General features: G+C 36.9%; 12 protein-coding genes. 3 read left to right on the top strand and 9 right to left on the bottom strand.

Annotated elements, in window-relative coordinates:
- Positions 1–263: 263 nt before the first annotated feature.
- The 3 genes from QYB95_RS16745 (at position 264) to QYB95_RS16735 (ending at position 3328) form a co-directional block, all read left to right on the top strand.
- The gene (locus QYB95_RS16745) at positions 264–1424 is read left to right on the top strand and encodes a class I SAM-dependent methyltransferase (RefSeq protein ID WP_301139523.1); all 1161 of its coding nucleotides are present in this window, start codon (positions 264–266) and stop codon (positions 1422–1424) included.
- A 249-nt stretch (positions 1425–1673) separates the two neighbouring features.
- Entirely contained in the window at positions 1674–2294 is a 621-nt protein-coding gene (locus tag QYB95_RS16740; protein ID WP_301139522.1) for a DUF47 domain-containing protein, read from the top strand.
- Positions 2295–2311: 17 nt separating this feature from the next.
- Positions 2312–3328: an inorganic phosphate transporter gene (locus QYB95_RS16735; RefSeq protein WP_301139521.1), complete on the top strand. Its 1017-nt coding sequence runs from the start codon at positions 2312–2314 to the stop codon at positions 3326–3328.
- Between the two features lie 41 nt (positions 3329–3369).
- On the opposite strand, the gene QYB95_RS16730 is transcribed toward QYB95_RS16735, so the two are convergent.
- The 9 genes from QYB95_RS16730 to QYB95_RS16690 all read right to left on the bottom strand — a co-directional run bounded on the left by QYB95_RS16730 (position 3370) and on the right by QYB95_RS16690 (position 12082).
- Positions 3370–3543, bottom strand: coding sequence for a hypothetical protein (locus QYB95_RS16730; protein ID WP_301139520.1), 174 nt, complete (start codon positions 3541–3543; stop codon positions 3370–3372).
- A gap of 10 nt (positions 3544–3553) precedes the next feature.
- Positions 3554–4012, bottom strand: a complete 459-nt coding sequence (locus QYB95_RS16725; protein WP_301139519.1) for a hypothetical protein — start codon at positions 4010–4012, stop codon at positions 3554–3556.
- Positions 4013–4134: 122 nt separating this feature from the next.
- Positions 4135–5214: an AI-2E family transporter gene (locus QYB95_RS16720; protein ID WP_301139518.1), complete on the bottom strand. Its 1080-nt coding sequence runs from the start codon at positions 5212–5214 to the stop codon at positions 4135–4137.
- Positions 5215–5412: 198 nt separating this feature from the next.
- A complete protein-coding gene (locus tag QYB95_RS16715) occupies positions 5413–7110 on the bottom strand; it encodes a M3 family oligoendopeptidase (protein WP_301139517.1) in 1698 nt (565 codons plus the stop codon).
- A 259-nt stretch (positions 7111–7369) separates the two neighbouring features.
- Positions 7370–9118 (bottom strand): methyl-accepting chemotaxis protein, encoded by a 1749-nt coding sequence (locus QYB95_RS16710; protein WP_301139516.1) that lies wholly within the window; start codon positions 9116–9118, stop codon positions 7370–7372.
- 210 nt (positions 9119–9328) lie between these two features.
- Complete coding sequence (locus tag QYB95_RS16705; RefSeq protein ID WP_301139515.1) at positions 9329–10048, bottom strand: YebC/PmpR family DNA-binding transcriptional regulator; 720 nt, start codon at positions 10046–10048, stop codon at positions 9329–9331.
- 153 nt (positions 10049–10201) lie between these two features.
- A complete protein-coding gene (ypfJ, locus tag QYB95_RS16700) occupies positions 10202–11056 on the bottom strand; it encodes a KPN_02809 family neutral zinc metallopeptidase (RefSeq protein WP_301139514.1) in 855 nt (284 codons plus the stop codon).
- A 107-nt stretch (positions 11057–11163) separates the two neighbouring features.
- Complete coding sequence (locus tag QYB95_RS16695) at positions 11164–11625, bottom strand: low molecular weight protein-tyrosine-phosphatase (protein ID WP_301139513.1); 462 nt, start codon at positions 11623–11625, stop codon at positions 11164–11166.
- A 1-nt stretch (position 11626) separates the two neighbouring features.
- Positions 11627–12082, bottom strand: coding sequence for a GNAT family N-acetyltransferase (locus QYB95_RS16690; protein ID WP_301139512.1), 456 nt, complete (start codon positions 12080–12082; stop codon positions 11627–11629).
- Between the last annotated feature and the right edge of the window lie 15 nt (positions 12083–12097).

Here is a 12097-nt window from a genome sequence, read left to right as displayed (position 1 = left end):
CCCTTTAAAAATTTAGATTAATAATGAAATAGCGACTAATTTAATGTAAATGATAGCATTTTTCAGAAAAAGGCTACTTCATTAATTTTAATTTATCATATTTCATCAGCATAATGTTTAAAAATTTTGAAAAGATAATATTTCCATACTTATTAATTATTTTATACGCGATACTTTATGACTCACTCAGATAAGAATCTACCACTTCCTTTGATAGCTGTGATAAACTAGTGCCAACATTTTATAAGAAAAGGCTGATATCCATGGACTTCCAACTAATGAAAGAAGAATTATTAAAACTTATTTTAAATAAAGACCTAATTAATGCTACGATTAGTCAACCTAGGCTTAAATCGAATGATTTGAAGCGAGTTAAATTGAAGCCCATCGAGTTGAAGGGTGTCTATCATATTCAAATTGAATATCAATTTGAACGGATTTTAAAACACGAAAACGTTATTCTTGAAAAGTTTTCAGATTCCTTCGATATATTAATACCACAGTTCCGGCAAATACATGCGCAATTTAAAAACGAGAACATTCAAATTCAGCTCTCCAAGAAAAACAAAGTTTTATGGAAAACTGAAAAAGCAAAAGAAACAAAAGAAATCAATCTGTCGCACAATCGAAAGAAACAATACTTGCTCGACGACACAACTCCTTATCCTTTTTTGATTCGCCTTGGCGTTCAAACGGAAGAAGGAAAAGTAAAAAAACAAAAATATGATAAGTTTAAACAAATTAATCGTTTTGTTGAATTTATTCATGATTCTCTAGAACATTTACCAAAGGATCGCCAAATACGCATTCTTGATTTTGGATCAGGCAAATCTTATTTAACGTTTGCCCTATACCACTACCTTAAAATAGAAAAAGGGCTGGATATTCGGGTAACGGGGCTCGATCTGAAAAAAGAAGTTATCCAGGAATGTAATCAAATTGCCCAGGATTTAAATTATGATCAGCTTGAATTTTTGGTTGGTGACATAAACGATTATAATGATGAAAATTCAGTAGACATGGTGGTTACATTACATGCCTGCGATGTAGCAACAGATATGGCCTTGGCACGTGCCGTTAAATGGGGAGCCAAAGTCATTTTAAGTGTCCCGTGCTGCCAGCATGAATTAAATCGCCAGCTTGATTCCCCTAGCTTGGAAATAATGACGCAACACGGCTTAATAAAAGAACGTTTTGCATCTCTTGCCACTGATTCAATTAGGGCTGAGGTATTATCCCTTGTCGGATATGAAACGCAAATACTGGAGTTTATCGATATCGAACATACTCCGAAAAATATATTGATTCGTGCGTATTTTACCGGTAAAAGACCATCCCAGCAGCAACTGGAACGTTACCATGCATTTACTCAATTTTTGTCAGCCAAACCCTTTTTGGAAAATGAATTAAAAGAATTTTTTTGAAGTGCACTCACATAAAATGAATGAAACAGGCAAGTATATTAAGTAAGAATTTCTTAGTTAGAAGTGCAGTTTCGTTTGGTATTTCCCATATTATACAGAAACTGTATCTTGAATTCATGATTTATATTACAGCAATGTAAATTTTGTTATTTTCAAGTTGAAATATGTATAGATTTTATAAATATTTTGATATGATGATTTAGGTTTTAATTTACTATTAAATTCACACGTATACCAGGGGGCAATTCCATGTTTAGTTCAAGAAAACCAGACCCATTTTTCCTATCTTTGCACAAGATAGCAGAAAATATGAGAGAAGCTGTACATTATGCCAGAGATTTCAGAATTGAAACTGTTGCTGATTTAAAAGAGATCAGCGTAAAAATGAAGAAGTACGAAACTGATGGGGATAACTTAATCCATGAGTTAATCGTTATGTTAAATAAGTCCTTCATGACGCCGATCGAACGTGAAGATATTTTAGCTTTGGCTAATAAGATGGATGATGTGCTGGACGGTGCAGAACATTGTATCGCACATTTCGAGATGTTTTCATTTACGGAAGTCGATGAATCAATGAGAAAATTCTTTGATTATATTTCAAGTAGTGCAGATGAAATCGTTGCAGCAACAGATCTTTTAAATAAAAAAGACTTAATTGCAATGCGTAAACACATTATTCTTATTAAAGACTATGAGCGTGAGTGTGATGAAATTTCCCGTTCATCAACAAAGCAATTATTCCTTAATGAAAAAGATCCAATTCGTCTTATCAAGATGCGTGATATCTATGACCAATTAGAAGAGATTGCAGATTCATGCCAGGATGTAGCGAACACATTAGAAACAATTATTATGCGTAACGCGTAAGAGTCAGGAGTCTTAAAATGGATATAATATTATTACTGACAATATTAGTCGTAATTTTTGCTTTAGCATTCGACTTTATTAACGGTTTCCATGATACAGCAAACGCAATTGCTACTTCTGTTTCTACTCGTGCATTACCACCGCGCGTTGCTGTGTTATTGGCCGCAGTTATGAACTTTCTTGGGGCAATTACGTTCGTTGGTGTAGCAAAGGCGATTGCCAAGGACATTGTTGACCCTTTTGCACTAAATGCTACTGCAGATGATACAACTGGTACGATCGTTATTTTAGCAGCACTACTTTCTGCTATCACTTGGAACTTACTTACATGGTACTTCGGTATTCCATCGAGTTCCTCTCATACATTAATCGGTTCCATTGCCGGTGCAGCAATAGCTGCAGGTGGCTTTACTATTTTAAATTATGGTGGGTTCAGCAGTATTTTAATCGGGTTAATTGCTTCTCCATTTTTAGCGTTAGCCATCGGTTTTATATTCATGTCACTGTTTAAAATATTATTTAAAAACTTAAACCTTTATCGAACGAATAAGGGTTTCCGGATTGTACAAATCATTACTGCAGCAATTCAATCCTTTACGCACGGTACAAATGATGCCCAAAAAGCAATGGGGATTATTACAATGGCATTGATTGCTGCAGGGTTACAAACAGACGATGAAGTACAGGAATGGGTTCGAATTGCCTGTGCGATCGCTATGGGGCTTGGAACTTCAATTGGTGGTTATAAAATCATCAAAACTGTCGGCGGTAAAATTATGAAGATCCGACCGGTCAACGGGGTTGCAGCTGATTTAGCATCGGCATCCATTATTTTCGGAGCAACTGTCATCCATTTACCCGTTTCTACAACACACGTTATTTCCTCAGCCATCATGGGTGTAGGATCTGCACAACGTGTTAAAGGCGTTAAATGGGGCGTCGCTCGTAAAATTGTACTTACTTGGCTGATCACAATGCCAATATCTGCTTTAATGGCGGCTATCATTTTCTTCATCCTTAATTTATTCTTCTAAATACAAAAAACCAAACGAGTATTTCGTTTGGTTTTTATTGTTTACAAAGTGTTCATATTGTCTTCTACAGGGAGGACAATTGATGTTTCTGCTTCTACATTAGTCGGTTTAGGTTCATATGTCGCGAAGAATACTTGCATAATTACTACTATCAATATGCAAACCAAGATTATAAATCCTACAAAGTATATGGCTACTTTTTTCCCATTCATCATAGCTGCTCCTTTATTTCTTCAGTTTAAATCCTTCCTCTTGCAAATACTCTATTGCAGATTCACGTGTTCCAAAAGTCTCTTCCAAATTATCTTGATAATATATATTCCAATCACGTCTATGATGTCTTAACTCCAATGTCACACCATCCCGCGAGGTCCACTGTTCAACAACCGGAATGTCCAAGTCTTCCGATAAGAAATCAATGGCGTCCTGGATAATTTCACGTAATGCCTGTTCATCAAAATCGCGTATATTGACTAATCCTTTGTCATTTGCAAGTTTGTCGTATTTCAATAAATCCCCGATATAGACAAAACCATTTCCATTTGGGTGTAATTTTTCTACCACAATCGTTTTTTCATATAAGCTGTCTTCAAAATGATAGTTTACTCGTTTCATGGAAATCTCTTTTTTCGTCAGCTCCGGAAACGTTTCAATTATCTCTTGTTTTTGTTGGAATGATAACATGTATATGATGAACTCCTTTATCCTTCTGTTGTCAAAATCTACTTTCCATTTCTAGTTATACAATACACTAAAATGAAACACAGTACACCACTTATGGTATACTGTGACTCGTTTCAATCTTTTTAAACTGACTTTGTTGCTGCTTCCTTTATCTTTTTGCGTTCTTCGTAAATATTTTTTACGACTGCTTTAATTACAGCATATGTTGGGATCGCAATAATGATAAATAGGAAGCCACCTATATTCCCCGCTGCCAATACAATCGTAATAACAGTCAGAGGATGGACATCCAATGATTTCCCCATAATATTCGGGGTGATTAGGTTACTTTCCAATTGTTGCGCAACCAATGTAATAACAGCAACCCACACCACCAAGATTGGATCTTGGATGACAGCGATGACAAGAGCGGGCGCCAAAGAAATCCATGGTCCAATAAACGGAATCATATTCATAAAGAAAGCAAAAAGTGCTAATAACAGTGCATAATCCAATTGTATTATTAAGTAGCCAATATACATCATACTAGCCAGGATTAAACTGATCAGCACTTGACCTTGAACATAATTTCTTAAAACATTATCAATATCGGCCAGGGTTTCTTTTACCCAAGTTCTTCTTTCACCAGCAAAAATATTATAAATATTTGGTGCAAATTTTTCGTGATCTTTCAGCATGTATATAAAGAAGAACGGCACCAAGATCAATGTAAAGGTTGCAGTTACTGTTCCACTCACAAAGCTTACAATATATTTACCGCCTGTCATCATAACACTTTGAATGGAGCTTGAAACGGAATCCACAAACGTTTCCACTTGCGGAGGCAGTATTTCCTTATTATCCCAAACAATATCGGCAGCATCCATAATTTTATCTTCAATATATGGTGCATTTTCCACTAAATTATTCACCTGCTCAGAAATAGGCTTACCAATCATCAACAAAATCCCTGTCACGATACCCGCCAGCAACAGGACAATCGTTAATATGCTTCCCCACCGTGGGGCACCCTTCTTTTCCATAAACCTTTGCAAGGGCTCTGATATATAATAGAGCACCCCACCCAGTAATAATGGGATAAAGATTGTTTTGATGATGATATAGAATGGATTAAAGATCCAATGAATTTCTACCACATATTTTATAATTAAAAGCGCAATAATCATGCCAATTCCTACTTGGAACCAGACTTTTTTTGTCACCGACAATCACCTCTTTCCATATTGTTGCATTGATAACGATTTCCTATTCATCCATAATAGGGTAAATTTAAAAACATCTTATGTATGCATTTTATAAACATATGAATATTATTCTAATTTATAAAATTTATACCAGCCCTTATTATATCTTAACAGATAAAAAAACTCCCGGAAATTATTTTCCGAGAGTTACTACACTTACAAACTTGCATCATCCACAGAGTTTAAATACTCTTCAATTGCATCAATCACAGATTCAACGCAACCATCATCAAACGGCGAGATTAAGCCTGCTTCTTTTACTAGCTTTGTAAATGACATTGACCCGCCCAATCCACAGAGGTGAAGATAATCCTTCCACGCAGAATCAAAATCTTCTCTTGAGCGTTTCCAGAATTGGAATGCACAAACTTGGGCAAGCGTGTAATCAATATAATAGAATGGACTTGCATATATATGTGCCTGACGTTGCCAGAAGCCGCCAGATTCCAAGTATTCGTAGCCGTCGTAATCACGATGCGGCAGATATTTCTCTTCAATTTCTTTCCATGCTTGCTTACGCTGAGCCGGTGTCATAGCAGGGTTTTCATAGACAACATGCTGGAACTCATCTACTGCAACTCCGTAAGGCAAGAATAATAAGCCGCTCGCTAGATGGGAGAATTTATATTTCTCTGTTTCTTCTTTAAAGAATAACTGCATCCATGGCCATGTAAAGAATTCCATACTCATTGAATGAATTTCAGCTGATTCATATGTTGGCCATAGATATTCAGGAATCCCGATATTACGGCTTGAGTATACTTGGAAGGCGTGTCCTGCTTCATGTGTCAGGACATCAATATCACCAGAGGTGCCATTAAAGTTGGAGAAGATAAATGGCGAATCATAATTATCTATAAAAGTACAATAGCCACCACTTTCCTTCCCTTTCTTCGCTTCTAGATCCATTAATTCACGATCAATCATGAAGTTGAAAAACTCTCCTGTTTCAGGCGAAAGTTCTTCATACATTTTCTTGCCATTAGCTACAATCCATTCCGGACTCCCCTGCGGCTTGGCATTTCCAGTTAGGAAGTTTAACCCTTCATCGTAATACTTAAAGTCATTAATACCGATACGTTTTGCTTGGCGATCATATAGCTTCGTAGCAAGAGGTACAATTAACTTTTGTACTTGTTCCCTAAAGTTTGCTACCATTTCCGCATTATAATCAATGCGATTCATATTGACATAACCTAATTCAACGTAATTTTTGTAGCCTAGTGTTGTAGCAATTTTATGGCGCAGTTTTACTAACTGATCGAAAATGTCATCAAACTTTTCGCCATTTTCGTTAAAGAAGTTAAATCTGGCTTCCATCGCTTGTTTACGGACATTGCGATCAGTAGACTCTCCATATGGAGTAAGCTGGGCAAGCGTTAAAGTTTTCCCGTCAAACTCAATTTGCGCTGAAGCTACTAACTTGTTGTATTCTGAAACAAGCTTGTTTTCCTGCTGCATTAGCTCGATAATTTCCGGAGAAAACGCCTTAATCTGACTTTCGGCCAATGCAAAAAGTTGAGTGCCCCATTTTTCTTCCAATTGTTTTCTATATGGTGTTTTAACAAGCTCTGTATAATACTCGAAAAGTAGTTCTTCAAATTGCGGTTCCAGCTCATCCAGAACATCTCGTTCCTTTTGGTAAAACTCGTCATTCGTATCAATCGATGCGCGCACATATACAAGATTGGCCTGCGTTGAAAAGTCATTGCGATATTCGTTGATCTTTTCAATTACTTCACTTTGTGTTTCAACGGAATCAGCATTTTTAAACTGTTGAATTAATTCTCTTACTTTATCCTTTGTTTCATCTAAATTCGGTCTTTTATATTCATACTCTTTAAAAGTTACCATTCTCTCTTACACCCCTCTAATATTTAGCAAATCGAAGTTTACTATTCTATTATTAACGATTTCTTCCAAAAGAGCAACTATTCTGATAATTGTTTCGCAATTTATTCGTAAAAGTTTTATTTTAGTTAGTTGTGCTAAGCCTTCCCAAGTTGCAATTCTTTCGATTTTTACTATTCTTATCTGATTTCATGCTGCGTAAATAATTCACCTACAATAGATATAAGCACATCCATCAATCCCCGATGAATGTGCTTACCTCTTAAAATTTAAATTTGCTTATTTCTTCAATCATTTCTTTTGAAGTTGAATCAAGTAGCTGAACCACTTCCTCAAGTTTATGAACCATCTCTACTTGTATATCTGAAGAGCCTGCTACTTCTTTAGTTTGGCTTGTTGTAATAATAACCAATTTCTGCATTTCCTCTGTTGAAGCCAGAATTTCTTCAGAGCTTGCAGACATTTGTTCAATTACTGCTGAATCATCCTGGATTTTAGAGTTTACATCAACCACGACAGTTAAAATACGTTTTAAGTTGTCGTCAATTTCTATAACTGCTTGATTACCTGCTTTTACTTCTTGCGTACTATTGTCCATCTCCACTAAAGCTTTTTCACTAATTAGAACAAAGTTTTCTAGATAAGATTGAATTTCACTTGCTGAGCTTCTGGACATTTCTGCTAGCTTTCGAACTTCATCAGCAACTACAGCAAAGCCCTTACCTGCTTCCCCAGCTCGTGCTGCTTCAATCGCCGCATTTAATGCTAATAGATTTGTTTGATCAGCAATGCTCGTAATAACTAATACCATTTCTTTGATTGACTTGAATTTATCACTCATCTCACGTACATACGCTTCCGTATGCAACACAGATGCTTCTACATTTTGTATTTGCGATACTACTTGTTTTGCATGGTTGACACTTGTTTTAACTAAATTTGTCATATCAGTTGAGGCTTCAGCCATATCCGATGTCGAGTCCGCTAATCGCTGAATACCTATGGACATTTCATTCATCGCTTGAGTGACTTCATTATTGCTAGCTTCCTGTTGATCACTGCTTGATGCAATTTCAACGATACTAGAGGCAATTATATTGTTTGATTTTGTAACTTGAGCAGCCGTAAGATCTATATCAGCAACCGCCTTCTCTAAGTTGTTAGATTTCATATACAGATTTAATAATGAATTTGACAAACTATTAAGGGCTTGTGAGAATGTTTTTGAGAAAATAGCAATCTCATTATTATTCTTTAAATTCAATGAAGAAAGTGTTTCATCCACTCCTTTTAAATCTCCATCAGCTAGTTGCTCAGAAGCCGCTTTTAACAGATTTAAAGGTTTTAAAGATCTATTTACATAACGGTATGTTATATACAATCCCATTAACACAATAAGTAAGAATATCATACTTACTTTCGGTACAATATCTTTTGCAACCGATGCACTTACTTCATCGACATAGGAAGCATCGATATCCACTCCCAAAAAGGCAATGACCTCACCATCAGCATCTTTCATCGGGATTGTTCCTGAAATGTATTCACCATAATCACTGCTTAGTAGATCCGAGTGGAAGGAACCATCTTTCAGTACCTTTTGAAGATGCTCATATGTTGTAGAACCGGATGTCTCCCCTATTGCACCCGCATTTTCAGTATCATCTGCCGGCATACCATCCACTAAAAATGTAACATCTTCCCCCTCTTCGGGCACTGCATATGTATAAGCATATAACACGCCATTCATTTCACGTAATTCATTTAGCTGTTCTCTTAATTCCCAATAAAGATTATTTTCTACCGGATTCTCTGCTAGTTCTTTATATTGCTCAACTTCTATGAAATTTAGCATATTCTCTGCAATTTCAATAGTTCGCTCTCCAATTGCCGCTTTAACAGATTCCTTTGAGTTATAGCTCATCGTAAATACATACAGTCCTAATAAAAAAATGAATATAATTACAATGATGGAAAGTATTTGCCTTGATAGTTTTTTTTCTTTCTTCATTATATGTAAACTCCTTTAGCACAACTTAAATTATTCCTTTTCTTTTATCGACAGAAAATGACAAAATTTAAATTGTTTATAGCCAATGTCCTATTTTCAATTACTAACACAAACATGATTTTCTATATATATTTGATTTTTAAACAAAACAAAAACCCCAGCAGCAACAAAACACTACCGGGGTTTAGTATATTCAATTACTGAGCAAGATTACTCGCCTAAATCAGCATTGTGGTAAACACGTTGTACATCATCAAGGTCTTCCAAGGCATCAAGCATTTTTTCGAATTTAGCTGCATCGTCACCAGAAAGCGCTACTTCTGTTTGAGGAAGCATTGTTAACTCCGCTACTGTAAACTCGGTAATGCCCGCTGCTTTAAATGCTTCTTGGGCAGCATGGAATTGATCTGGTTCAGCGTAAACAATTACATTGTCTTCTTCTTCAAATACATCGCGTGCATCCACATCAGCTTCCAAAAGAATTTCCAATACTTCATCGGCTTTTTTTCCTTCAATACCAAATACGGCAGTTGAGTCGAACATATACGTAACAGAACCTGATACACCCATGTTCCCGCCATTTTTGCCGAATGCCGCACGAACATCTGAAGCAGTACGGTTTACATTGTTTGTTAAAGCATCAACAACGACCATTGTTCCACCTACACCGAATCCTTCATAACGCAATTCGTCATAGTCTTCTCCGCCTGCACCTTTAGCTTTGTCAATTGCTTTATCGATGATATGCTTTGGTACATTGTATGTTTTAGCACGTTCCAATACAAACTTTAATGCTGTATTTGATTCTGGATCTGGTTCGCCCTTTTTAGCAGCCACATAAATTTCAGTTCCGAATTTAGCATAAATTCGACTAGTATTTTTATCTTTTTCGGCTTTCTTATCTTTAATGTTATTCCATTTACGACCCATTGATTTCACTCTCTTTTCCGTTATGATAGATATATTTAGATGAAGGTTTATAACAAACCCTTAAAGTAAATGAGACTGTAATATTATACACTATTCTATTATTAAAGAAAAAGGTGAAAGTTGGTTCGTAGTCAAATAAACATTTCAAAGGAATTACAGTGCATTGGCGTTAAATGTATCTCCGCCCTCGATTGTACCTCTTTCAAAACCTCTTTTAAACCATCTTACTCGCTGCTCGCTTGTACCATGTGTGAAGCTTTCAGGTACAATATATCCCTGGGCCTCCATTTGCAGGGTATCATCACCAATTGCATTTGCTGCAGTCAATGCCTCATTGACATCTCCTGCTTCTAAATAACCTAAATCCTGAACATGATTTGCCCATACACCCGCATAATAATCCGCTTGCAATTCAAGTCTTACGGTTTGCGCGTTGTACTCTTCCTGGCTCACTCTCCCATTTAGGGCATGTACTTTTTGGGAAGTGCCTAATAATGTTTGTACATGGTGACCTACTTCATGGGCTACAACATAAGCCATTGCAAAATCACCCGGCGCACCGAACCTGTTTTTAAGCTCCTGATAAAAACTTAGATCAATATATAATTTCTGATCGGCTGGACAGTAAAAAGGACCAACAGCAGCCCCAGCAACACCACATCCGGATTGGACACTATCTGTAAATAGTACAAGGCTTGGGTTTTCATAAGTTAATCCCTGTCCTTCGAATAGCTGTTGCCAAACATCTTCTGTATCTGCCAGTACAACCGATACAAACTCCGCCAGCTCTTCTTCTTCAGCAGTAGGAGTGTATTCGGTATTACTTCCGCTTTGTATCTGCCCTTGGTTCACTTGGTTGAATATATCCCCGGCATCCCCACCATTCAGCAGCGTAAAAATGATGGCAATAATAATCCCGATTCCTCCGATACCCCCGCCAATGGCACCCTTACTCATCCCGCGGCGATCTTCTACATTACTACTTTTTCTTCTGCCATTTATCTTCATAGTTCTCCCCCCAAGAATTTACCTTTTTCTTAGTAATACCCTGTTTTATGGAGAACAGTACAAAAAAGGCAAAGGGAATATTTTACAAGTCGGAGACGAGCAGGGCTTTACTCTAAATCTGCTAGAATTTTATGCAGCAATGCCTCACAGCCATCTACTACTAATTCATACGTTTCTTGAAAATCCCCTGTATAATAGGGATCGGGAACATCCTTGCGATGTGGTGTTAAGTCCAGGAACCTAAAAATCTTGGGATGATCGGGCTGTCCCAGCATTTCACGTATGTTCTGTACATTACTGCTATCCATTCCTACAATATAATCAAATGCTTTGAAATCCTCATCAGATAGCTGGCGTCCTTTCATACCGCTAGTTGATATCCCAAATTCTTTTAGTTTTTTCTGTGTCCCCTTATGTGGTACTTCCCCAACATGCCATGAACTTGTAGCTGCAGAATCTACTTTAATGGAATTACTTAACCCCCGTTGTTCCACTAAATCATGCATGACTGCTTCAGCCATTGGCGATCGGCAAATATTTCCTAGACAAACAAAAAGAACACGCTTCATTTTATTCCTCCAAATTGATCTCGTATATTTTTGCATGATTTCCAAATGGGTCATAGGTTAGGCCATTTTCGTTCCAGCCCAACCTTTCATAGAAGCCATCTATATTACTTTCTAAATAGAGCATTTTAAAGCCAAGTTTTTTGGCTTGTTCCACACCATGCTGCAATAGATTCTTTGCTATTCCTTTTCCACGATATTCCTCTTTTACGTAGAGGCATGCAAACCATGGATACAAGTCATGCCTACTATTAATGTCATTTCGCAGTAAAGAATATGTACCAACCATTTCACCTTCTGAAATCGCTACATAGAAGCGTGGGATGCCATCAGGACCATGGGAATTTTGCATACATTGCTCATAAAAAGAACGATTGTTCCCAGACCCCCAATATCCCCAGAAGAGATCGACTGCTTCATTGAAACGCGCTTGGATTTCTTTGACGTCAACAATCTCCACAATATTTCCCCCTTT

Origin of the sequence: Ureibacillus aquaedulcis (assembly GCF_030418165.1) — a bacterium.
In the GTDB taxonomy this organism is placed as follows: domain Bacteria; phylum Bacillota; class Bacilli; order Bacillales_A; family Planococcaceae; genus Ureibacillus; species Ureibacillus aquaedulcis.
The sequence above is the reverse complement of the archived record's forward strand: the minus strand, read 5'-3'. Positions and strand labels throughout refer to the sequence as shown.